Here is a 21304-nt window from a genome sequence, read left to right on the forward strand (position 1 = left end):
GCGTCAGCCGCCGATATACGACATCTCGACACGCTTGCCGGCGCTGTCGGGTGCGGCGTCGGCAGACGCACTGCCGCGCAGTTGCGAATAACGGTCGGTGCGAGCCTGCCAGATGCGGGCGATCGCGGTCGCGATCTCGGCGTCGCTCGCGCCGCCGCGCACGAGCGCGCGCAGGTCGTGGCCCGTCGACGCGAACAGGCACAGGTACAGCTTGCCTTCGGTCGACAGCCGCGCGCGCGTGCAGTCGCCGCAGAATGCCTGCGTGACGCTCGAAATCACGCCGATCTCGCCGCTGCCGTCCGCATAGCCCCAGCGCTGCGCGGTTTCTGCCGCCGTGTGCGGCTCGAGCGGGACGAGCGGGAAATGTTCGGCGATCCGCGCGACGACTTCCGCCGACGGCAGCACCTCGGTCATGTTCCAGCCGTTCGACGTGCCGACGTCCATGTATTCGATGAAGCGCAGGACCACGCCGGTGCCGCGGAAACGCTCGGCCATCGGCAGGATCTCGCTGTCGTTGGTGCCGCGCTTCACGACCATGTTCACCTTGACCGGCGCGAGGCCCGCGGCCTGGGCGGCGAAGATGCCGTCGAGCACGTCGGCGCTCGCGAACTCGGCATCGTTCATGCGCTTGAACAACGTATCGTCGAGCGCGTCGAGACTGACCGTCACGCGCGTGAGCCCGGCGTCCTTCAGGGCGCGCGCCTTGCGTGCGAGCAGCGAACCGTTGGTCGTGAGCGTCAGGTCGAGCGGGCGGCCGTCATGCGTGGTCAGGCGTGCGAGGCGCTCGATCAGGAATTCGAGATTCTTGCGAAGCAGCGGCTCGCCGCCGGTGATGCGGATCTTCTCGACGCCGTGTGCGACAAAGAGTCGCGCCACGCGTTCGATTTCCTCGTGCGTGAGCAGCGCGCTGTGCGGCAGGAATGGGTAGTCCTTGTCGAAGACCGCGCGCGGCATGCAGTACACGCAGCGGAAGTTGCAGCGATCCGTCACCGAAATGCGCAGGTCGCGCAGCGGCCTGGCGAACGTGTCGGCCAGCGTGCCGTCCGGGGCTTGCGCGACGCCGGAGACGTCCGGCATCCCGCTGACGTCGGCGAGAGGAATGATGCGTCGGGACATGTTGAAAGAAGTGCGGACCAGACCTCTATTTTAGCCGCAAGCGGCCGGCTGGTCCGGTGGGCGGAAACCCGCAGCGCGGACATGAAAAAGCCCGCCGGAGGCGGGCTTTTCCTGGTCGGGCGATGCGCCGTTTTATTGGTGCGTCGTTTCGACCTGCTGCATCGGGGCCGTATCGGCCGGCGGCAGCGCCTTGCGTTCACGCGGCACGCGGGCCTGACGCGGGAGTTGCGACGCGGCTTCCTGCGCAGCGGCGAACTTGTTGGCGTCCGTGTTCACCCAGACGAGGCCGGCTTGCTCCAGCACGACATCCAGGCTCGCCGAAGCGGGCGCGGCTGCCGGTTGCGCGGGAGCTGCTGCCGGTGCCGGTGCTGCGACGGCCTCGACCGGCGCAGCTTCGACCGGTGCCGACGCGACAGCCACCGGAGCGGCTTCGATCGCCACGGCCGGTGCGGCTTGCGCGACGGTCGCGGACTGCGGTGCCTCGACAACGGCCGGGGCCGCAGCCGGGGCTGCCGGCACTTCGAACGCGTCGGTCGGCGAAACCTCAACCGGGGCCGGGCCGGCTTCGGTGACGACGGCCGGTGCAACCGGTGCCGGTTCCACTGCCTGGACGGCGACGGCCGGCTCGACCGGAGCAGCTTCGACAGGGGCCGGTGCCGGCTGGGTTTCGACAGCGGCCGGTGCAGCATGCTGCTCGACGACTGCTTCCACGACGACGGCGCTTGCTACGGCCGCGACGACTGCCGGTGCCGCCGTGTGGGCCGGTTCGACAGCAGCCGGTGCTTCCGGCGTCACGGCTTGTACAGCTGCTTCGCCGTCCGCGCCTTGCTCGGCCTGGTCGATGAGTGCACCGTCTTCGTCGCGCTCGCGACGACCGCCGCGGCGGCCGCGGCGGCGGCGGCGACGCTCTTCGCCGTCACGCGCGCCGGCTTCCGCATCGGCTGCCAGGTCGGCGCCGGGCAGGGCCTCTGCAACGGCCTTGTCGTCTTCCGGTTCCGGATGGTTTTCACCGCGGTTGACGGTCTCGAGCGTGGCCGCATGCTGGGTCGGCTTGCGGCGCTCGCCGCGCTCGCGACGCTCGCCGCGTTCCTGGCGCTCGCCACGGCCGGTTGCCTCGACGGCTTCCGGCTGCTCGGCACGCTCGCGCGGTTCGCGGTTCTCGCGCGGTTCACGGCTTTCACGCGGCTCGCGCGGTTCGCGGCCTTCGCGCGGGCCACGGCCCTCGCGACCTTCGCGGCCCTCACGACCTTCGCGGTTTTCGCGACCTTCACGCGGCTCGCGACCCTCGCGCGGCTCACGGCCTTCACGCGGTTCGCGTACTTCCTTGCCTTCGCGTTCCTGGCGTTGCGGCTGGCCACGGCCTACTGCTGCCTGGTCGCGGCCGCCTTGCGCCTGCTGCGCGCCGCCACGACGGTTGCGATTGCGATCGCCGCCGCGCTCGCCGCGTTGCTCGGACTTCTCGGCGCGTTCGCCACGGGCCGGACGGGCTGCCTGTTCCTTCGCCGGTGCCGGAGCAACCGGTGCGGGCGCCGGAGCCGGCGCCACGCCGAACAGGCCCTTCAGCCAGCCGATGAAGCCACCGCTTGCCGGCGCGACAGGCACGGGCGCGGCAACGGGTTCGACCGGGCGCTGTGGTGCCGGGCTCGGGGCCGGACGCTCGGGCGTGATGCCCTTGACCGCGGCTTCCTGCTTCGGCTTCACTTCCGCCGTGCGCTTGCTGTAGCCGGTTTCCGACTCGAGTTCGCGTGCCGCTTCCTCGGCCATCTTCCAGGACGCGCGCGGATCGTCGAGACGTGCGTCGTCGTGGCGCAGGCGCTCGAGCTTGTAGTGCGGCGTATCGAGGTGCTTGTTCGGGATCAGCACGATGCCGACCTTGAAGCGCGACTCGATCTTGTTGATTTCCTGACGCTTTTCGTTGAGCAGGAAGGCAGTCACCTCGACCGGCACCTGACAGTGGATCGCCGCGGTGTTTTCCTTCATTGCTTCTTCCTGAATGATCCGCAGGACCTGCAGTGCGGACGATTCGGTATCGCGGATGTGGCCGGTGCCGTTACAACGCGGGCAGGTCACGTGGCTGCCTTCCGACAGGGCCGGACGCAGGCGCTGGCGCGACAGTTCCATCAGGCCGAAACGGGAGATCTTGCCCATCTGCACGCGCGCGCGGTCATGCTTGAGCGCGTCTTTCAGGCGCTGCTCGACTTCGCGCTGGCTCTTCGCCGATTCCATGTCGATGAAATCGATCACGATCAGGCCGCCGAGGTCACGCAGGCGGAGCTGGCGGGCGACTTCGTCGGCCGCTTCGAGGTTCGTGCGGGTCGCCGTTTCCTCGATGTCCGCGCCCTTGGTCGCGCGCGCCGAGTTCACGTCGATCGCGACGAGCGCTTCGGTGTGGTCGATCACGATCGCGCCGCCCGACGGCAGCGGCACCGTGCGCGAGTACGCGGTCTCGATCTGGTGCTCGATCTGGAAGCGGGAGAACAGCGGCACGTCGTCGTGGTAGCGCTTCACCTTCGCGACGTTGTCCGGCATCACGATATCCATGAATGCACGGGCCTGATCGTGGATTTCGTTCGTATCGATCAGGATTTCGCCGATATCGGGCTGGAAATAGTCCCGGATCGCGCGGATCACGAGGCTCGATTCCAGGTAGATCAGCATCGGCTGGCCGGCGTTGCCGCTTTGCGATGCCGCTTCGATCGCGCGCCACAGTTGCAGCAGGTAGTTCAGGTCCCACTGCAGTTCCTCGGCGCTGCGGCCGATGCCCGCGGTACGGGCGATCATGCTCATGCCGTCCGGAATCTGCAGTTGCGCCATCGTTTCGCGCAGTTCCTGGCGCTCGTCGCCTTCGATCCGGCGCGACACGCCGCCGCCGCGCGGGTTGTTCGGCATCAGCACCAGGTAGCGGCCGGCGAGCGAGATGAAGGTGGTGAGGGCGGCGCCCTTGTTGCCGCGCTCTTCCTTCTCGACCTGAACGATCAGTTCCTGGCCTTCGCGCAGGGCATCCTGGATGCGCGCGGAGCGCATGTCGATGCCTTCCTTGAAGTACTGGCGGGCGACTTCCTTGAACGGCAGGAAGCCGTGGCGGTCTTCGCCGTAGTTGACGAAGCACGCTTCGAGCGACGGCTCGATGCGGGTGATGACACCTTTGTAGATATTGCCTTTGCGCTGTTCGCGCCCGGCTGTCTCGATGTCGATGTCGATGAGCTTCTGCCCGTCAACGATGGCGACGCGCAGCTCCTCCTGCTGCGTCGCATTGAACAGCATGCGTTTCATGAACGACTCCAGGCGGCTCCGCTGCCGGTGCCTCGCGGTTGTCAGTCGCGAGGGCGGGAACGACGGCAGGCCGCACCTTGTTGTGTTGTCACAAGCACGCTGGAGCGGGAACGATGGCGGGGAGAATTGCCTGAAGAGGCGCTTGGGCCCGAAAGACGGGGCCGGCGGCCGTAGGGCACCTGCGAATACGGTTTCAAAGCACGGCGTTCACACACCGCACGCTGCAAAAGCGCGCTAAGCCTGAGTCCGGGCATTGCCACGGGCGCGCGCAATGCGTCGCGCGCGCCGACGGGCGGCAGATGCTGCGGCTTGGGCCGCAGCGGGGAGTATCGAATCCAGCCCGACTTTCCCGCTTGGGGTGTACTTCCCTGGTTTGACGTCGCCAAGTCCCGCACGCTTCGCGGAACCAAATCGGGCGCAACGCCGTAATTTTCGCAACCGGCAGCCTGCGGACGCACTTCGCGCCGTCGGGCTGCCGATCAAATTCTTTTCAACCAACTTTCCGTTACCGCGGCGCCTTGCCGACCGAATCCGCCTGTGGGCGCGATCCTTGCCGACGGGCAGCGCCGTGCGTGCAACTTGCTGCATCTCTTTGATCAGGGGCGAGCAGTAGACCCCCGGCGCAAGTAAAATAACGGTTTCCGCTTGCGCCTTGCCCGACTCGGTCGGGGCCGGCCGGTCAGGCCACCCTCAACGTCAGGCTGGGCAAAATTATATTCAGTATGAATGAGTTAGGCAAAATATCCCAGAATTCAGTCGCAAGCGGCCAGGTATCGATGATCGAGATCGACGAAAACTCGGCCGGTCAGCGGATCGACAACTTCCTGTTGCGCGTCTGTAAAGGCGTGCCGAAAAGCCATATTTACCGGATCCTCCGCAGCGGCGAAGTGCGCGTGAACAAGGGCCGGATCGATGCGCAGTACCGCCTGGCCCTGGGCGACGTCGTCCGCGTGCCGCCCGTGCGTGTGGCGGCGGCGGACCTCGCGCGCGCCGACACGCCGATCGTGCCGCCCGCGAATTTCAACGTGCTGTACGAGGACGACGCGATGCTCGTCATCGACAAGCCGGCCGGGGTCGCCGTCCACGGTGGCAGCGGCGTCGCGTTCGGCGTGATCGAGCAGATGCGCCAGGCGCGCCCGCGCGCGAAATTCCTCGAACTCGTGCACCGGCTCGACCGCGAGACGTCCGGGATCCTGATGCTCGCGAAGAAGCGCACGGCGCTGGTGGGCCTGCACGAGCAGATTCGCGAGAACCGCATGGACAAGCGCTACTTCGCGTGCGTCCACGGCGAATGGCAGTCCGACTGGGGCCGCCGGCGCGCGGTGAAGGCGCCGTTGTTCAAGTATTCGACCCCGGAAGGCGAGCGCCGCGTGCGCGTGCAGGACGACGGGCAGCCGTCGCATACGGTGTTCAACCTCGTCGACCGCTGGCCCGACTACGCGCTCGTCGAAGCGGAACTCAAAACGGGTCGGACCCATCAGATCCGTGTGCACCTCGCGCATCTCGGCCTGCCGATCGCCGGCGACGCCAAGTATGGCGATTTCGCATTGAACAAGGCGCTGGCGCGCGCGAATGCGCAGCCGTCGTTGAAACGGATGTTCCTGCATGCGTACCGGCTGCGGCTCGCCCATCCGCTGACCGGCGAGGCGCTGCAGTTCGATGCGCCGCTGCCGGACGAATGCCGGCGCTTCCTCGACCAACTCAGCGCACTGCGCGATACCGCCTGAACCGCATGGCTCGACAGCAATTTGACCTGATCGTCTTCGACTGGGACGGCACGCTGATGGATTCGACTGCGCACATCGCGCACAGCATCCAGGCGGCATGCCGCGATCTCGGCCTGCCCACGCCGTCCGACGAGGCGTCGCGCTACGTGATCGGCCTCGGCCTGCGCGATGCGCTGCAGATTACGGCACCGACCCTCGATCCGTCCGACTATTCGCGGCTCGCCGAGCGCTACCGCTATCACTATCTGCTCGACGACCAGCGCATCGAGCTGTTCGCCGGCGTGCGCGAACTGCTCACCGAGCTGCGCGACACGGGTTATCTGCTCGCCGTGGCAACCGGCAAGGGCCGGGTCGGGTTGAACCGCGTGCTCGACCAGTCGAAGCTGACGAGCGTGTTCGATGCGACGCGCTGCGCGGACGAGACCTTCTCGAAACCCCATCCGGCGATGCTGCAGGAGTTGTGCCGGGAATTGGGGCAGGACCTGTCGCGCACCGTGATGATCGGTGACACGACACACGACCTGCAGATGGCCGCGAGTGCCGGAGCGGCCGGCGTCGGCGTCGCGTACGGTGCGCACACGGCCGATGCGCTGGCTGCGCTCACGCCGCGCTTCGTCGCGCCGGACGTCGGCGCGCTGGCCGAGTGGCTGCGGGAGCACGCATGAGTACGGCGCCGGACGCCATGCGCGTGTGCGCATCGGACGCTCTGGCCGACGGCGGTGCCGGCGTGCGCGTCGACGCGACGCTGCGCGGCGAGCAGGCCGTCGTGTTTTTCGTGCGCTACGAAGGGCGCGCGTACGGTTACCTGAACCGCTGCGCGCATGTGCCGATGGAGCTCGACTGGGCAGAAGGGCAGTTCTTCGAATCGTCCGGCCTCTACCTGATGTGTGCGACGCATGGCGCGATCTACGAGCCGAACACCGGCAAGTGCGTCGGCGGCCCGTGCCGCGGCGGCCGCCTGCGGCCGGTCGAGGTCGACGAGCGCGACACGGCCGACGGGCGTGCGGTATTCTGGGTGCCCGACGCCGACCTGCGTCCCGCCGTTCCCGCCACGACCGACTGACGACAACATTGCATGGCCGACCAACCGAATTCCCCGGATTCCTCCTCCCGTCCCGACAGCCGTGAACCGAACTGGGAGCGTGCGGCGCTCGAGCGGATCGCGCTCGCGGCCGTCAAGGAGCAGCGTGCGGCGCGGCGCTGGAAGATCTTCTTCCGCTTCGCGTTCCTCGGCGTGTTCGTGCTGTTCGCGTTTGCGCTGATCGATTTCTCGAGCGATTCGAAGTTTTCGTCGAGCGGCCGGCATACGGCGCTCGTGACGATCGACGGCGAGATCGCGGCCGGCGTCAACGCGAACGCCGACGACATCAACACGGCGCTCGACGCCGCGTTCGACGACGACGGCACGGCCGGCGTCGTGCTGCGGATCAACAGCCCGGGCGGTAGCCCGGTGCAGGCCGGGATGGTCTACGACGAGATCCGGCGGTTGCGCGCGAAGCATCCGGACAAGCCGCTGTACGTCGTCGTGACCGACATGTGCGCATCGGGCGGCTATTACATCGCGTCCGCGGCCGACAAGATCTTCGTCGACAAGGCGAGTATCGTCGGGTCGATTGGCGTACTGATGGACGGGTTCGGCTTTACTGGCCTGATGGGCAAGCTCGGCGTCGAGCGGCGCCTGCATACGTCGGGCGAAAACAAGGGCTTCTACGACCCGTTCTCACCGGAGACGCCGAAGATGGACGCGCACGCGCAGGCATTGCTCGACCAGGTGCACGCGCAGTTCATCAAGGCTGTGAAGGATGGCCGCGGCAAGCGGCTTCACGAGACGCCCGACATGTTCTCGGGCCTGTTCTGGACCGGCGAGAAGAGCGTCGAGCTGGGGCTTGCCGACGGCTTCGGCACGACCGACACGGTCGCGCGCGACGTGCTGAAGGCGCCCGATCTCGTCGATTACACGGTGAAGGAAAGCCTGACGAACCGTGTCGCGCGCAAGTTCGGCGCTGCCGTCGGCGGTGCCGCGATGAAGGCGCTGACGGCCGGCGGCGCGTCGGTCAGCCTGCGCTGACAGGCTGGCGGCGGGCCGCGATGGCCCGCCTTTCAGTTGGCTGATCGCCGATCGTGGCTTCAGTTCGCGAGCAGCAGGAAGATCGCCGGGCGCTTGTGCAAATTCGGCGCAGGCGCCTTTTTCCAGTCGGTCACGGTGCGGCTCGCGATCGTCTCGGTCGCGAGGGTCAGGTCGGCCGCGACGCAAATCTGCGTCGACGGCGCGCAGGTCGCGACCAGCGTGTCGAGCATCGCTTGATTCCGGTACGGCGTTTCGATGAAGATCTGCGTCTGGCGCGCCTTGCGTGACAGTTGCTCAAGTTCGCGCAAGCGCTTCGCACGCGCGGCCGCATCGACCGGCAGGTAGCCGTTGAACGCGAAGCTCTGGCCGTTCAGGCCCGACGCCATCAGCGCGAGCAGGATCGAACTCGGCCCGACGAGCGGCACGACCTTCACGCCGCGCTCGTGCGCGCGGCGCACCAGCAGCGCGCCGGGATCGGCGACGGCCGGGCAGCCGGCCTCCGACACGAGGCCGGCGTCCGCGCCGGCCAGTATGGGCGCGAGCAGCCGGTCGATGGCGCCGGCCGGCGTATTGACGTTCAGTTCGCTGATCTCGATTTCCTGGATCGGGCGCGTCGTGCCGATCTTCTTCAGAAACACGCGCGTCGTTTTCGCGTTCTCGCCGATGTAATAGCCGAGCGTGCCGGCGCGCGCCTGGACGGCTGCGGGCAGCACGGCGGCGAGCATCGATTCGTCGCCTTCGCCGAGCGTGTTCGGGACGAGGTAAAGCGTGCCGGCGGTCATGCGCGGTCTCCACGGGTAGTTGCAAACAGCGGGTATTCGGCGGCGCGCAGCATCCGCGTGAGCGCGATCAGCGGCAGGCCGACGAGCGCGGTCGGGTCGTCGGAGTCGATCGCGTCGAGCAGCGCGATGCCGAGCCCTTCGGATTTTGCGCTGCCGGCGACGTCGTACGGCGTTTCCGCGCGCAGGTATGCGTCGAGTTCGGCCTCGGGCAGCGAGCGGAAGCGCACGTGCGTGACGATGTCCTCGACCTGTGCTTCGCCCGTCCGGCTGTCGTACAGGCAAAGCGCACTGTGGAATTCGACGGCACGGCCCTGCATCGACACGAGTTGCGCGAGTGCGCGCTCGTGCGTGCCGGGCTTGCCGATCTGGTGCCCGTCGAAGGTCGCGACCTGGTCCGACCCGATTACGAGCACGCCGTCCGGCGCGTCGATCGTCGCGGCGACGGCGCTTGCTTTCGCGCCGGCGAGGCGCAGCGCGGTCGCGGCCGGCGTTTCGCCGTCGAGCGGGGTTTCGTCGAGGTCGGGCGACACGACGTCGAATGGCACGCCGAGGCGCTCGAGGAGCGCGCGGCGGTAGCGGGAACTGGAGGCGAGAATCAGCCGCGGCGGGCGGCAAACGGTATCCGGCATGGTCGGTTGGATCGGTGAGTCGTCAGGTGTGGCGCGGCGTTGCGCGGACGCAAGCTTAAGTGATTGACCGCAAAAGGTAAAACAGGTATGCTTTCCCGCTTTTCGTCGGCAGGCTTCTGTTGTGGTGGCGCCTGCCGGGTCTTCGGAAGTAAAGTACGTCATCCATGGATGAGCCGTACGCGAGCGGTACCAAGCCGGATTCGCAAGTCAGCCTGTAGGCAGGAGCGCACATGAACACTTCTTCTGGCAAACCTGCTGCGGCGCTTGATCCGCGCGCGGTCGACCTGTTCGAGTTCGCCCGCAGCGGGCGGCAGGCAGCTGGAGCGGTGCACCTCTCGCAACTGCCGCGCATGTTAAACGAAGTGCCGGCGGACGCGCCAGATCGCGACACGGTCTTCACTTGGCAGGCGGAAGGGTTCACGCAGAAGGAATTGCAGGACGACGGCGCCGATGGGCAGCAGCCGTATCTGCGCCTCGCGGTGCATGGCCATGCATGGCTCACGTGCCAGCGCTGCGTGACCCCGTACGACCAGACGTTCGACGTCGACATGACGTACCGTGTCGTCGCGACCGAAGAAGAAGCTGAAGAATTTCCGCTCGACGACGATGAAGCCGATGTGATCGTGGGCTCACGCCAGTTCGATCTCGTCGACTTGATCGAAGAGGAATTGCTGCTTTCGTTGCCGCTCGTGCCCAGGCACGAGGTTTGCCCGGCAGTCCACGAAAGCCTCGTGTCGGGTGCGAGCGGTCCCGCGGAAGAGACGGACGAGGAGTCCGACGAAGCCGGGGGCGAAGGCAAACGGCCGAATCCGTTCGCAGCGCTGGAAGCGTTGAAGAAGGGCGGTGACGGCACCAAGAAACACTAAGCAGTTGTGGCGCGGGAAGGCGTAAGGGCTTTGGGCCAGGGTAGTTAAGCGCCGGATCGGGCTGTGTTAGAATCCGGAAAATTATTTAGGAGTTAGTCATGGCAGTCCAGCAAAACAAGAAGTCGCCGTCGAAGCGCGGCATGCATCGTTCGCACGATTTCCTGACGGCATCGCCGCTGGCAGTCGAGCCGAGCACGGGTGAAGTGCATCTGCGTCACCACGTCAGCCCGAACGGCTACTATCGCGGCAAGAAAGTCGTCAAGACGAAGAACGACTAAGCGTCAAGTCACGCGTTGCGCGCTACGTTTGTCGTTCGCGTGACAACTGGTCGCTTGACACTTTCCTGGCGCAACAAAAAGGCGGCATTCAACTGCCGCTTTTTTGTGCCTGAAATTCGTCGCATTCCATGACCGTAAAGCTCACTATCGATTGCATGGGAGGCGACCACGGCCCGTCCGTGACCGTTCCCGCAGCAGTCAAGTTCGTCCGCGCGCATCCCGATGCGCACCTGATGCTCGTCGGCATCGAAAGCGCGATCCGCGCTCAGCTGAAGAAGCTGAAAGCCCTCGACGATCCCGCGCTGACCATCGTTCCCGCCACCGAAGTCGTGGCGATGGACGATCCTGTCGAAGTGGCGCTGCGCAAGAAGAAGGATTCTTCGATGCGCGTCGCACTGAACCACGTCAAGGAAGGCGCGGCGCAGGCCTGCATCTCCGCCGGCAATACCGGCGCGCTGATGGCCGTTTCCCGTTACGTACTCAAGACGCTGCCCGGCATCGAGCGGCCCGCGATCGCGTTCGCGCTGCCGAACCCCACCGGCTACACGATGATGCTGGACCTCGGCGCGAACGTCGACTGCGAACCGCAACACCTGCTGCAGTTCGCGGAAATGGGGCACGCACTCGTGGCCGCGCTAGAAGGCAAGGAGCGCCCGACGATCGGCCTCTTGAACATCGGCGAAGAGGTGATCAAGGGCAATGAGACGATCAAGCGCGCAGGCGAACTGCTGCGCGCCAGCACGCTCAATTTCCGCGGCAACGTCGAAGGCAACGACATCTACAAGGGCACGGTCGACGTGATCGTGTGCGACGGCTTCGTCGGCAACGTCGCGCTGAAGACGTCCGAGGGGCTCGCGCAGATGCTGTCCGACATCATCCGCGAGGAGTTTGGCCGTTCGCTGATGTCGAAGCTGATGGCGCTGCTCGCGCTGCCTGTCCTGATGCGTTTCAAGAAGCGCGTCGATCACCGCCAGTACAACGGCGCGGCGCTGCTGGGGCTGAAGAGCCTCGTGATCAAGAGCCATGGTTCGGCCGATGCCTACGCGTTTGAGTGGGCAATCAAACGCGGGTATGATGCCGTCAAAAACGGCGTGCTGGAGCGCCTCACGCGTGCGATGGCGGATAATTCGGTGTCGCTCGGCGACGGCGAACACAACGCGGGCGGCGCGGGCCATGCAAGCCCCGCCGCAGGCCATCACGCCGAACCTTCCGCTGCGCAATCCTCTAAAGCATAAATGGCCCAATCGACTCTCTATTCCCGCGTGCTCGGCACGGGCAGCTACCTGCCGCCTGACCGCGTCACGAACCAGCAGTTGACCGATCGCCTTGCGAAGGAAGGCATCGAGACGAGCGATGAATGGATCGTTGCGCGCACGGGCATCCATGCGCGCCATTTCGCCGCACCCGACGTCACGACGAGCGACCTCGCGCTCGAGGCGTCGCGTCGAGCGATCGAAGCCGCCGGCATCGATCCGCAGTCGATCGACCTGATCATCGTCGCGACTTCGACCCCCGATTTCGTGTTCCCGAGCACCGCGTGCCTGCTGCAGAACAAGCTCGGCATCAAGAACGGCGGCGCGGCATTCGACGTGCAGGCCGTGTGTTCGGGCTTCGCGTACGCGATGGCGACGGCCGACAGCTTCATCCGCAGCGGCCAGCACCGCACCGCGCTCGTGGTCGGCGCGGAGACGTTTTCGCGCATTCTCGACTTCAAGGACCGGACGACCTGCGTGCTGTTCGGCGACGGCGCGGGCGCGGTGATCCTGTCCGCATCGGAAGAGCCGGGCATCCTCGGCAGTGCGCTGCACGCGGACGGCAGCTATTCGCATATCCTTTGCACGCCGGGCAACGTCAATCGCGGCGTGATCGAAGGCAGCGCGTTCCTGTACATGGACGGGCAGGCCGTGTTCAAGCTCGCGGTCAACGTGCTCGAGAAGGTCGCGATCGAGGCGCTCGCGAAGGCGAATCTCGCGCCCGAGCAGATCGACTGGCTGATTCCGCACCAGGCCAATATCCGCATCATGACCAGCACCTGCCGCAAGCTCGGCCTGCCGCAGGAGCGCATGGTCGTGACGGTCGACCAGCACGGCAACACGTCGGCCGCGTCGATCCCGCTGGCGTTCGATACCGCGGTGCGCGACGGCCGCATCAAGCGCGGCCAGCACGTGCTGATCGAAGGCGTCGGCGGCGGCTTCACCTGGGGCGCGTCGGTCTTCCGCTTCTGATCCGCGGCGCGCGATTGCTGCGCGCGGATCCCATCGGCGCGCCGTTCGTGCGCGCCGTCCGAATCGATTCAATTGGGGACGATATGAAATTTGCATTCGTATTTCCGGGGCAGGGCTCGCAGGCGGTCGGCATGCTCAACGCATTCGCCGATCTGGCCGTCGTGCGCGAGACGCTCCAGGAAGCGTCCGATGCACTCAATCAGGATCTCGGCAAGCTGATCGCCGAAGGCCCGGCCGAAGAGCTGAACCTCACCACCAACACGCAGCCCGTGATGCTGACCGCCGCCTACGCGTGCTACCGCGCGTGGCAGCAGGCAGGCGGCCCGGCGCCGTCGATCGTCGCTGGCCACAGCCTCGGCGAATACACGGCACTCGTCGCTGCCGGCGCGCTCGCGTTCAAGGACGCCGTGCCGCTCGTGCGCTTCCGTGCGCAGGCGATGCAGACGGCCGTGCCGGTCGGCCAGGGCGGCATGGCTGCGATCCTGGGTCTCGACGACGACACGGTGCGTGCGGTATGCGCCGAAGCCGCGGAAGCGGGCGTCGTCGAAGCGGTGAACTTCAATGCACCCGCACAGGTCGTTATCGCAGGCAACAAGGCAGCGGTCGAAAAGGCCTGCGAGATCGCGAAGGCGAAGGGTGCGAAGCGCGCGCTGCCGCTGCCGGTATCGGCACCTTTCCATTCGTCGCTGCTCAAGCCGGCGTCGGACCAGCTGCGCGACTACCTCGTGAACGTCGACGTCAAGGCTCCGCAGATTCCGGTCGTCAACAACATCGACGTCGCCGTGGTCGGCGATCCGGCTGCGATCAAGGAAGCGCTGGTGCGCCAGGCCGCGGGCCCGGTGCGCTGGGTCGAGTGCGTGCAGCACATCGCCGGCACGGGCGTCACGCACGTGATCGAATGCGGTCCGGGCAAGGTGCTCGCCGGCCTGACGAAGCGCATCGACGGCAACCTGACGGGTGCGTCGGTGTTCGATCCGGCGTCGCTCGACGAAGCGCTCAAGCTGGTGACCGCCTGACGCGGCGCCTTTTCTCAAGAGACGGATATTCGATTCATGGACAAGACTCTCGATAAACAGGTTGCGATCGTCACCGGCGCGTCGCGCGGTATCGGCCGTTCGATCGCGCTCGAACTCGCGCGCCTGGGTGCGACGGTGATCGGCACGGCGACGAGTGAATCCGGCGCCGCTGCAATCACCGCGGCGTTCGCGGAAGCGGGCGTCACGGGTCGCGGTGCGGTGCTGAACGTCAACGACGCGGCCGCCGCCGAGGCGCTGATCGACGCGACCGTGAAGGAATTCGGCGCGCTGAACGTGCTCGTCAACAACGCGGGCATCACGCAGGATCAGCTCGCGATGCGGATGAAGGACGAGGACTGGGACGCGGTGATCGACACCAACCTGAAGTCGGTGTTCCGCCTGTCGCGCGCGGTGCTGCGCCCGATGATGAAGGCGCGTGGCGGCCGCATCATCAACATCACGTCGGTGGTCGGTTCGGCCGGCAACCCGGGTCAGGTCAACTACGCCGCCGCGAAGGCCGGCGTCGCGGGCATGACCCGTGCGCTCGCGCGCGAGATCGGCAGCCGCGGCATCACCGTGAACTGCGTGGCGCCGGGCTTCATCGATACCGACATGACGAAGACGCTGCCGGAAGAACAGCAGGCCGCGCTCAAGACCCAGATTCCGCTCGGCCGCCTCGGCAGCCCGGAGGACATTGCCCATGCCGTCGCGTTCCTCGCATCGCCGCAGGCCGGTTATATCACCGGCACGACGCTGCACGTGAACGGCGGCATGTACATGTCGTAACGATTTTCGTTTACCATCCGCGCCGTATCCCGTTTTTCAGGCGGATCGGCGCTTGATCGACCATCAAGCCAACGCGCGTTTTGGCGTCAGCAAACCTGATAAAATGCGCGCACTTGTAAATCTGAACTTTCCCTCGGAGGGGTAATGGACAACATCGAACAACGTGTCAAGAAGATCGTCGCTGAACAACTGGGCGTCGCGGAAGCCGAGATCAAGAACGAAGCTTCGTTCGTGAACGACCTGGGCGCCGACTCGCTCGACACCGTCGAACTGGTGATGGCTCTCGAAGACGAGTTCGGCATGGAAATCCCGGACGAAGAAGCAGAGAAGATCACGACCGTTCAGCAAGCGATCGACTACGCTCGCGCAAACGTCAAGGCGTAACAGGCGCCTTTCGCGCTTGTCCGCCACGTCGCCGCGATCTTCGCGATTGACGCGCCATCCTGCCGGCCTCGCGCCGGACGGACTAACAGCCACAGGGCTCGCAGGGCTGGTTCCTGTGGCCACTGTGGCTTTTGTTTTTGTCATCCAATAATGGAAAAGAGGTTACCGTGAGCCGCCGTCGTGTTGTTGTTACAGGCCTGGGGCTGATTTCGCCTGTTGGCAATAATGTTGCCGACGGCTGGGCCAATCTCGTTGCCGGCAAGTCCGGTATCGCCACCGTCACGAAGTTCGATCCGTCGAACCTCGCCGTGCATTTCGCGGGCGAAGTGAAGGGTTTCAACGCCGAGGAGTACATCCCGGCGAAGGAAGCCCGCAGCATGGATACGTTCATCCATTACGGCATCGCCGCCGGCGTCCAGGCCATCAAGGACAGCGGGCTGGAAGTGAACGAAGCCAATGCCGAGCGCATCGGCGTGCTGGTCGGTTCCGGCATCGGCGGCCTGCCGATGATCGAAGATACGCACCAGACCTACGTCGATCGCGGCGCGCGCCGGATTTCGCCGTTCTTCGTGCCGGGTTCGATCATCAACATGATCTCGGGCCACCTGAGCATCATGTTCGGCCTGAAGGGCCCGAACCTCGCAGCCGTCACGGCCTGCACGACGGGCCTGCACAGCATCGGCCTCGCGGCGCGCCTGATCCAGGCTGGCGACGCCGACGTGATGGTCGCGGGCGGCGCCGAGTCGACGGTGTCGCCGCTCGGTATCGGCGGTTTTGCGGCAGCGCGTGCGCTGTCGACCCGCAACGACGATCCGGCGAGCGCGTCCCGACCGTGGGACAAGGACCGCGACGGCTTCGTGCTGGGCGAAGGTGCCGGCGTGATGGTGCTCGAGGAGTACGAAGCGGCGAAGGCGCGTGGTGCGAAGATCTACGCGGAAGTGTCGGGCTTCGGCATGACGGGCGACGCGTACCACATGACCGCGCCGAACATGGACGGCCCGCGTCGCTGCATGGTCGCGGCACTGCGCGACGCCGGCGTGAACGCGGATGAGGTCCATTACCTGAACGCGCACGGCACGTCGACGCCGCTGGGCGACAAGAACGAGTCCGACGCGGTGAAGGCGGCCTTCGGCGAGCACGCGTACAAGCTCGTCGTGAACTCGACGAAGTCGATGACGGGTCACCTGCTGGGTGGCGCGGGCGGCCTCGAATCGGTGTTCACGGTGCTCGCGCTGCACAACAGCGTGTCGCCGCCGACCATCAACATCTTCAACCAGGACCCCGAGTGCGATCTCGATTATTGCGCGAACACCGCGCGTGACATGAAGATCGACGTTGCCGTGAAGAACAACTTCGGCTTCGGCGGTACCAACGGCACGCTGGTGTTCAAGCGCGTCTGACGCTGAATCGCTTGACGAGTCCATTCGATGCTCCGGCCGGGCGTCCGCAGCGCTTCGCGTTGCGGACCTCGGCCGTGTCGTATCTCGTGCTGGCCGTGTTCGTCGCATCGGCTGCCGCGTCGGCCTACCTGTTCTGGGCGCCGCGCGCGGGCGCTGCGGCAGGCGCGTGCGTGTCGGCCGTGACGGCCGCGCTGCTTGCCGTGTGCGCCGCACGGGCCTGCGCCCGCCGGCTGCCGGCCGAGTTGCGGATCGACGCATTCGGGGAAATTGCGGCGTTTGGCCGCACCGGGCGGTTGCTGGCCCGCGGCCGCGTGACGGGCCATGCGCACTGGAGCAGCCTGCTGCTGGTGCTGTCGGTCGGGCAGGGCGCCCGGCGGGCCCGGCCGTTGCTGATTCCGGCCGATGCGCTCGACGCCGCGTCGTTCAGCGCGCTTTCCGTGCTGGCGAGGACGGCAGGCGCGGCGGGGCGGGCATGACGACGGCGCGGTTACGTACCGTAACCAGCGTCCGGCGCGGGAACGTTACAATGACGTTCCGCGTTGCATCCCTAGTTAATGGATTTGTCAGGTGAGTGAAAAAGAAATCGATCAGGCTCTGGTCGAACGCGTACAGAAGGGCGACAAGGCAGCGTTCGAACTCCTGGTCTCCAAATACCACCGCAAGATCATTCGGCTGATCTCGCGCCTCGTGCGGGATCCCGCCGAGGTCGAGGATGTGGCCCAGGACGCGTTCATCAAGGCGTATCGTGCGCTGCCGCAATTCCGCGGCGAATCGGCGTTCTATACGTGGTTGTACCGAATTGCCGTCAACACGGCGAAGAACTACCTTGCGACGCAAGGCCGCCGGGCGCCGACCTCGACCGAGGCCGATGCGGAGGAAGCGGAAACTTTCTCCGACGCAGACCAACTAAGGGATATCAACACGCCTGAGTCGATGTTGATGAGCAAGCAGATTGCCGAGACGGTCAACGCTGCAATGGCTCTGCTGCCCGAAGAACTGCGCCAGGCAATCACGCTGCGCGAGATCGAGGGCTTGAGCTACGAAGAGATCGCGGAAATGATGGGCTGTCCGATCGGGACGGTCCGGTCGCGGATCTTCCGCGCACGCGAGGCAATCGCTGCTAAATTGCGTCCGCTGCTCGATACGCCCGAAGGCAAGCGCTGGTAAGCGCGACAGGCGAATCGACGCGGGTCGGGGTCTAGTTACGGATAGAGTCGTGAAGTCACGACGGGGTGTGCAAGATGGGGAGCATCATGGGGTCGGTCAATACGCAGTCGCAAGCGAGTTCGCGCGGCGAGCGCCTTTCCGCGCTGGTCGACGGCGAAATGTTCGATGGCCCGGATCACGGGCAGTTTCTGGCTGAGTTCAACCGCGCGGATCGCGCTGTGTGGGCCGATTACCACCTGATCGGCGATGCGCTGCGCTCGGACGAGCTTGCGCTGTCGCCCGCGCTGAGCGTCGCGTTCACCGCGCGCATGTCGGCTGCGCTCGAAAGCGAGCCGCACCTGCTCGCGCCGGCGGCCGCGCCGGTCGCGCGCAAGCTGCTGTCGCTGCGCCGGCGCGTCGTGCCCGCGTTCGCGATCGCCGCCGCGGCGGCCACGCTGACGTGGATCGTCGTCCCGCAAATGCAGACTGCAGGCACGCCGGGTGCCGTCCAGGTCGCATCGGTAGGTGAGTCGCAAGGCGGCAACCTGCAGCGCGTGGCGGTTGCACAGGCATCGGCCCAGCCGGGGCTGCAGGACGTCAACATCATTCGCGACGCCAGCCTCGACCAATACCTCGAAGCGCACCAGCAATTCGCGCAGCAGCCCGTCGTCACGGGTTCGATGCCGCTGATCCGCGCTGCCGTGACCACCACGCCAGGCCAATAAACCCGATGCGGACATTGCAGTTGAATCACGCCATCTCCGGATGGAAGCGGCTGCCGGCCCTCCTGCTTTGCGCAGCCGCCCTGTTGTCCGTTCAATCCCTTCCTGCCAGCGCCCAGCAACCGGACGATCCCGTCGCGACCCGCAAGGGCGCCGCGGACTGGCTCGACCGTGTCCAGCAAGCGGCGCAGCAGCAGAGCTACGAAGGCACGTTCGTCTATCAGCGCGGCGGGTATGTGCAGTCGTCGCGCATCGCGCACGTTGCATCCCGCGACGGCGAGTTCGAGCGCATCGAGACGCTCGACGGCAAGCCGCGCAAGCTGCTGCGCCACAACGACGAGCTGTACACGTTCGTGCCCGAGCGCAAGCTGTGCGTGGTCGAACGCCGTCAGACGCGCGACTCGTTCCCCGCGCTGCTCGGCGCGAGCGGCGAGCACGTGATGTCCGTCTACGACGCGAAGTCGCTCGGCAAGGATCGCGTGGCGGGGATCGACGCGCAGGTCGTCGAGCTGATGCCGAAGGATGCATACCGCTTCACCTACAAGCTGTGGGTCGATGCGCGTACGGGGCTGCTGCTGCGTTCGCAGACGCTCGATGCGAACGATCACGTGCTCGAGCAGATCGCGTTCTCGCAATTGCAGACGGGCGGCGCAAGCGGCGACAAGGCCGCAATCGCGGCCGGCATGCGCAACCTGAACGGCTGGACGGTCGTGCGCCCGCCGGTCGCGACGGTCGACATGGAAGCGCAGGGCTGGCAACTCGCACCGAGTGTCGCCGGGTTCCAGAAGATTCGTGAAGTGCGCCGGCCGATGGCCGCGCGCGACGCGGGTGAGCCGCCGATTCCGGTCGATCAGGCCGTCTTCACCGACGGTCTCGCGACGATCTCGGTTTTCATCGAGCCGGCCGAGAAGAATACGCGCAAGGAAGGCGCGGGCAGCACCGGTGCAACGAACGTTCTCGTGAAGCGCCGCGGCGACTACTGGATCACCGTGCTCGGCGAAGTGCCGCCGGCTACGTTGCAGCAGTTCGCGTCTGCCATAGAATACAAGGCTTCCAAGTAACGCTACGGCTTCCGACATGATGAAACTCACGCTGCGCAAATGGCTCGCGGCGGCGGCGCTGTCTGCCTGCCTGCCGCTCGTGCCGCATACCGCGTTCGCGGTGACGCCTCCCGCTGCCAGCCTGCCCGACTTCGCCGATCTGGTCGAAAAGGTCGGGCCGGCCGTCGTGAACATCAGGACCACCGCCAACGTACCGACGGGCGGCCCGCGCGGCATGCTCCCGCCGGGCTTCGACAACGGTGACATGTCGGAATTCTTTCGTCGCTTCTTCGGCATTCCGCTTCCGCAGGCGCCCGGCAACGGTGGCGGCAATGGCGGCGGTAACCCGAAGAACGCGCCTGCGCCGGACAATCCGCCCGACACCGAGCAGAATCGCGGTGTCGGATCGGGCTTCATCGTGTCGGCCGACGGTTACGTGATGACCAATGCGCATGTCGTCGACGACGCAGACACCATCTATGTGACGCTGACCGACAAGCGCGAATTCAAGGCGAAGCTGATCGGCGTCGACGATCGCACGGACGTCGCGGTCGTCAAGATCCAGGCGTCGAACCTGCCGGTCGTCGCGATCGGCGATTCGAACAAGGTGCGTGTCGGCGAGTGGGTCGTCGCGATCGGTTCGCCGTTCGGTCTCGACAACACGGTGACGGCCGGCATCGTCAGCTCGAAGAGCCGCAACACGGGCGACTACCTGCCGTTCATCCAGACCGACGTCGCCGTGAACCCCGGCAACTCGGGCGGCCCGCTGATCAACATGCAGGGCGAGGTGATCGGCATCAACTCGCAGATCTACAGCCGTACCGGCGGCTTCATGGGCATCTCGTTCGCGATTCCGATCGACGAGGCGATGCGCGTGGCCGACCAGCTGAAGGCGACGGGTAAAGTCACGCGCGGCCGGATCGCGGTGGCGATCGGCGAAGTGACGAAGGACGTGGCCGATTCGATCGGGCTGCCGAAGGCCGAGGGGGCGCTCGTCAGCAGCGTCGAGCCGGGCGGTCCGGCCGACAAGGCGGGCATCCAGCCGGGCGACATCATCCTGAAGTTCAATGGCCGTTCGGTCGATACGGCGTCGGATCTGCCGCGCATGGTCGGCGACACGAAGCCCGGCACGAAGGCGACAGTCAGCGTGTGGCGCAAGGGTCAGGCACGTGATCTGCCAATCACGATCGCGGAGACGCCGGCCGAATCGACGGCGAAGGCCGAGCAGCGCAAGAACGCGCCGCAGAAGCCGCGCCAGGCCAATTCGCTCGGTCTGACGGTCAGCGACCTGACGGCAGAGCAAATGAAGACGCTGAAGCTGAAGAGCGGCGTGCAGATCGACGGCGTCGACGGCCCGGCCGCCCGTGCGGGCCTGCAGCGCGGTGACATCGTGCTGCGTGTCGGCGACACCGACATCACGAACGCGAAGCAATTCGCCGAAGTGACCGCGCAGCTCGATCCGCAGAAGGCGGTCGCGGTGCTCGTGCGGCGCGGCGACAACACGCAGTTCGTGCCCGTGCGGCCGCGCCAGAAGTAACGCGCCGATGTTCACGCTCTACGGCCGCGGCTGGTGCCACCTGTGCGACGACATGCGCGACGCACTGGCGCCGGTGGCGGCCGAATTCGGCGTCGCGGTCGATTACATCGACATCGACACCGATGTGGCACTCGTCGCCCGCTACGACGAGGACGTGCCCGTGCTGCTGCTGGACGGTGCGGAAGTGTGCCGCCACCGGTTCGACGCCGCGAAGGTGCACGACGCGCTCGCGGCCCGGCGCTGAGCCGGGCCTGCTGCATGACGGCGGTGCTTCGCACCGGGCTTTGCCCGGCGGGCGGGCCCGGCAGG

Annotated in this window: 22 protein-coding genes; 18 read left to right on the top strand and 4 right to left on the bottom strand. The window is 66.3% G+C overall.

Annotated features, from left to right (window positions below):
• Positions 1 to 3: 3 nt before the first annotated feature.
• Together moaA and ACPTTF_RS05625 are read right to left on the bottom strand one after the other, a co-directional pair.
• A complete protein-coding gene (gene moaA / locus ACPTTF_RS05620) occupies positions 4 to 1116 on the bottom strand; it encodes a GTP 3',8-cyclase MoaA (protein WP_423370514.1) in 1113 nt (370 codons plus the stop codon).
• Positions 1117 to 1248: 132 nt separating this feature from the next.
• The gene (locus ACPTTF_RS05625) at positions 1249 to 4389 is read right to left on the bottom strand and encodes an Rne/Rng family ribonuclease (protein ID WP_423370515.1); all 3141 of its coding nucleotides are present in this window, start codon (positions 4387 to 4389) and stop codon (positions 1249 to 1251) included.
• A gap of 722 nt (positions 4390 to 5111) precedes the next feature.
• Between ACPTTF_RS05625 and ACPTTF_RS05630 the strand changes: the two genes are divergently transcribed.
• The 4 genes from ACPTTF_RS05630 to ACPTTF_RS05645 are packed head-to-tail and all read left to right on the top strand — an operon-like array spanning position 5112 to position 8184.
• A complete protein-coding gene (locus ACPTTF_RS05630) occupies positions 5112 to 6116 on the top strand; it encodes an RluA family pseudouridine synthase (protein WP_423370516.1) in 1005 nt (334 codons plus the stop codon).
• Between the two features lie 5 nt (positions 6117 to 6121).
• Positions 6122 to 6781: an HAD-IA family hydrolase gene (locus ACPTTF_RS05635; protein ID WP_423370517.1), complete on the top strand. Its 660-nt coding sequence runs from the start codon at positions 6122 to 6124 to the stop codon at positions 6779 to 6781.
• A complete protein-coding gene (locus ACPTTF_RS05640) occupies positions 6778 to 7179 on the top strand; it encodes a Rieske (2Fe-2S) protein (protein WP_423370518.1) in 402 nt (133 codons plus the stop codon). The genes ACPTTF_RS05635 and ACPTTF_RS05640 overlap by 4 nt, the downstream gene beginning before the upstream one ends.
• Positions 7180 to 7191: 12 nt before the next feature.
• Positions 7192 to 8184, top strand: coding sequence for a S49 family peptidase (locus tag ACPTTF_RS05645; protein WP_166957607.1), 993 nt, complete (start codon positions 7192 to 7194; stop codon positions 8182 to 8184).
• Between the two features lie 59 nt (positions 8185 to 8243).
• Here the strand turns inward: ACPTTF_RS05645 and ACPTTF_RS05650 are convergent, their stop codons facing one another.
• Both ACPTTF_RS05650 and ACPTTF_RS05655 read right to left on the bottom strand, forming a co-directional pair.
• Complete coding sequence (locus ACPTTF_RS05650; protein ID WP_423370519.1) at positions 8244 to 8966, bottom strand: SAM-dependent methyltransferase; 723 nt, start codon at positions 8964 to 8966, stop codon at positions 8244 to 8246.
• Positions 8963 to 9595 (bottom strand): Maf-like protein, encoded by a 633-nt coding sequence (locus ACPTTF_RS05655; protein WP_423370520.1) that lies wholly within the window; start codon positions 9593 to 9595, stop codon positions 8963 to 8965. The genes ACPTTF_RS05650 and ACPTTF_RS05655 overlap by 4 nt, the downstream gene beginning before the upstream one ends.
• Before the next feature lie 230 nt (positions 9596 to 9825).
• Here ACPTTF_RS05655 and ACPTTF_RS05660 point away from each other — a divergent pair, with 230 nt between their 5' ends.
• The 14 genes from ACPTTF_RS05660 (at position 9826) to ACPTTF_RS05725 (ending at position 21239) form a co-directional block, all read left to right on the top strand.
• A complete protein-coding gene (locus ACPTTF_RS05660; protein WP_423370521.1) occupies positions 9826 to 10461 on the top strand; it encodes a DUF177 domain-containing protein in 636 nt (211 codons plus the stop codon).
• A gap of 98 nt (positions 10462 to 10559) precedes the next feature.
• On the top strand, positions 10560 to 10739 hold the full coding sequence (gene rpmF / locus ACPTTF_RS05665) for a 50S ribosomal protein L32 (RefSeq protein WP_047900174.1): 180 nt from the start codon (positions 10560 to 10562) through the stop codon (positions 10737 to 10739).
• Between the two features lie 128 nt (positions 10740 to 10867).
• A complete protein-coding gene (gene plsX / locus ACPTTF_RS05670) occupies positions 10868 to 11974 on the top strand; it encodes a phosphate acyltransferase PlsX (RefSeq protein ID WP_042975164.1) in 1107 nt (368 codons plus the stop codon).
• Positions 11975 to 12964, top strand: a complete 990-nt coding sequence (locus ACPTTF_RS05675; protein ID WP_048249554.1) for a beta-ketoacyl-ACP synthase III — start codon at positions 11975 to 11977, stop codon at positions 12962 to 12964.
• An 83-nt stretch (positions 12965 to 13047) separates the two neighbouring features.
• Positions 13048 to 13980 carry an ACP S-malonyltransferase gene (gene fabD / locus ACPTTF_RS05680; protein WP_166957613.1) on the top strand — a complete coding sequence of 311 codons (933 nt, stop codon included), beginning with the start codon at positions 13048 to 13050 and terminating at the stop codon, positions 13978 to 13980.
• Positions 13981 to 14016: 36 nt separating this feature from the next.
• Positions 14017 to 14766 (top strand): 3-oxoacyl-ACP reductase FabG, encoded by a 750-nt coding sequence (gene fabG / locus ACPTTF_RS05685; RefSeq protein ID WP_006476504.1) that lies wholly within the window; start codon positions 14017 to 14019, stop codon positions 14764 to 14766.
• Positions 14767 to 14910: 144 nt separating this feature from the next.
• Complete coding sequence (gene acpP / locus ACPTTF_RS05690; protein WP_004197638.1) at positions 14911 to 15150, top strand: acyl carrier protein; 240 nt, start codon at positions 14911 to 14913, stop codon at positions 15148 to 15150.
• 167 nt (positions 15151 to 15317) lie between these two features.
• Complete coding sequence (gene fabF / locus ACPTTF_RS05695) at positions 15318 to 16550, top strand: beta-ketoacyl-ACP synthase II (protein ID WP_166957617.1); 1233 nt, start codon at positions 15318 to 15320, stop codon at positions 16548 to 16550.
• An 11-nt stretch (positions 16551 to 16561) separates the two neighbouring features.
• A complete protein-coding gene (locus ACPTTF_RS05700; protein ID WP_166957619.1) occupies positions 16562 to 17026 on the top strand; it encodes a protein YgfX in 465 nt (154 codons plus the stop codon).
• A 91-nt stretch (positions 17027 to 17117) separates the two neighbouring features.
• Complete coding sequence (gene rpoE / locus ACPTTF_RS05705) at positions 17118 to 17717, top strand: RNA polymerase sigma factor RpoE (RefSeq protein ID WP_006490873.1); 600 nt, start codon at positions 17118 to 17120, stop codon at positions 17715 to 17717.
• An 86-nt stretch (positions 17718 to 17803) separates the two neighbouring features.
• The gene (locus tag ACPTTF_RS05710; RefSeq protein WP_423370522.1) at positions 17804 to 18421 is read left to right on the top strand and encodes a sigma-E factor negative regulatory protein; all 618 of its coding nucleotides are present in this window, start codon (positions 17804 to 17806) and stop codon (positions 18419 to 18421) included.
• A 5-nt stretch (positions 18422 to 18426) separates the two neighbouring features.
• A complete protein-coding gene (locus ACPTTF_RS05715; protein WP_166957623.1) occupies positions 18427 to 19479 on the top strand; it encodes a MucB/RseB C-terminal domain-containing protein in 1053 nt (350 codons plus the stop codon).
• Between the two features lie 16 nt (positions 19480 to 19495).
• Positions 19496 to 20995: a DegQ family serine endoprotease gene (locus ACPTTF_RS05720; RefSeq protein WP_423370523.1), complete on the top strand. Its 1500-nt coding sequence runs from the start codon at positions 19496 to 19498 to the stop codon at positions 20993 to 20995.
• A 7-nt stretch (positions 20996 to 21002) separates the two neighbouring features.
• Positions 21003 to 21239, top strand: coding sequence for a glutaredoxin family protein (locus tag ACPTTF_RS05725; protein ID WP_166957627.1), 237 nt, complete (start codon positions 21003 to 21005; stop codon positions 21237 to 21239).
• The last annotated feature ends 65 nt before the right edge of the window (positions 21240 to 21304 follow it).

Origin of the sequence: Burkholderia crassaminum, from assembly GCF_964265005.1 — a bacterium.
In the GTDB taxonomy this organism is placed as follows: domain Bacteria; phylum Pseudomonadota; class Gammaproteobacteria; order Burkholderiales; family Burkholderiaceae; genus Burkholderia.

Coding starts and splice junctions, on each gene's coding strand:
- ACPTTF_RS05655 (WP_423370520.1), bottom strand. CDS start 9,595: ATGCCGGATACCGTTTGCCGCCCGCCGCGGCTGATTCTCGCCTCCAGT.
- fabG (WP_006476504.1), top strand. CDS start 14,017: ATGGACAAGACTCTCGATAAACAGGTTGCGATCGTCACCGGCGCGTCG.
- ACPTTF_RS05715 (WP_166957623.1), top strand. CDS start 18,427: ATGCGGACATTGCAGTTGAATCACGCCATCTCCGGATGGAAGCGGCTG.
- ACPTTF_RS05725 (WP_166957627.1), top strand. CDS start 21,003: ATGTTCACGCTCTACGGCCGCGGCTGGTGCCACCTGTGCGACGACATG.
- moaA (WP_423370514.1), bottom strand. CDS start 1,116: ATGTCCCGACGCATCATTCCTCTCGCCGACGTCAGCGGGATGCCGGAC.
- ACPTTF_RS05630 (WP_423370516.1), top strand. CDS start 5,112: ATGAATGAGTTAGGCAAAATATCCCAGAATTCAGTCGCAAGCGGCCAG.
- rpmF (WP_047900174.1), top strand. CDS start 10,560: ATGGCAGTCCAGCAAAACAAGAAGTCGCCGTCGAAGCGCGGCATGCAT.
- ACPTTF_RS05625 (WP_423370515.1), bottom strand. CDS start 4,389: ATGAAACGCATGCTGTTCAATGCGACGCAGCAGGAGGAGCTGCGCGTC.
- ACPTTF_RS05720 (WP_423370523.1), top strand. CDS start 19,496: ATGATGAAACTCACGCTGCGCAAATGGCTCGCGGCGGCGGCGCTGTCT.
- ACPTTF_RS05640 (WP_423370518.1), top strand. CDS start 6,778: ATGAGTACGGCGCCGGACGCCATGCGCGTGTGCGCATCGGACGCTCTG.
- ACPTTF_RS05660 (WP_423370521.1), top strand. CDS start 9,826: ATGAACACTTCTTCTGGCAAACCTGCTGCGGCGCTTGATCCGCGCGCG.
- ACPTTF_RS05645 (WP_166957607.1), top strand. CDS start 7,192: ATGGCCGACCAACCGAATTCCCCGGATTCCTCCTCCCGTCCCGACAGC.
- plsX (WP_042975164.1), top strand. CDS start 10,868: ATGACCGTAAAGCTCACTATCGATTGCATGGGAGGCGACCACGGCCCG.
- ACPTTF_RS05710 (WP_423370522.1), top strand. CDS start 17,804: ATGGGGTCGGTCAATACGCAGTCGCAAGCGAGTTCGCGCGGCGAGCGC.
- ACPTTF_RS05675 (WP_048249554.1), top strand. CDS start 11,975: ATGGCCCAATCGACTCTCTATTCCCGCGTGCTCGGCACGGGCAGCTAC.
- ACPTTF_RS05635 (WP_423370517.1), top strand. CDS start 6,122: ATGGCTCGACAGCAATTTGACCTGATCGTCTTCGACTGGGACGGCACG.
- fabD (WP_166957613.1), top strand. CDS start 13,048: ATGAAATTTGCATTCGTATTTCCGGGGCAGGGCTCGCAGGCGGTCGGC.
- acpP (WP_004197638.1), top strand. CDS start 14,911: ATGGACAACATCGAACAACGTGTCAAGAAGATCGTCGCTGAACAACTG.
- ACPTTF_RS05650 (WP_423370519.1), bottom strand. CDS start 8,966: ATGACCGCCGGCACGCTTTACCTCGTCCCGAACACGCTCGGCGAAGGC.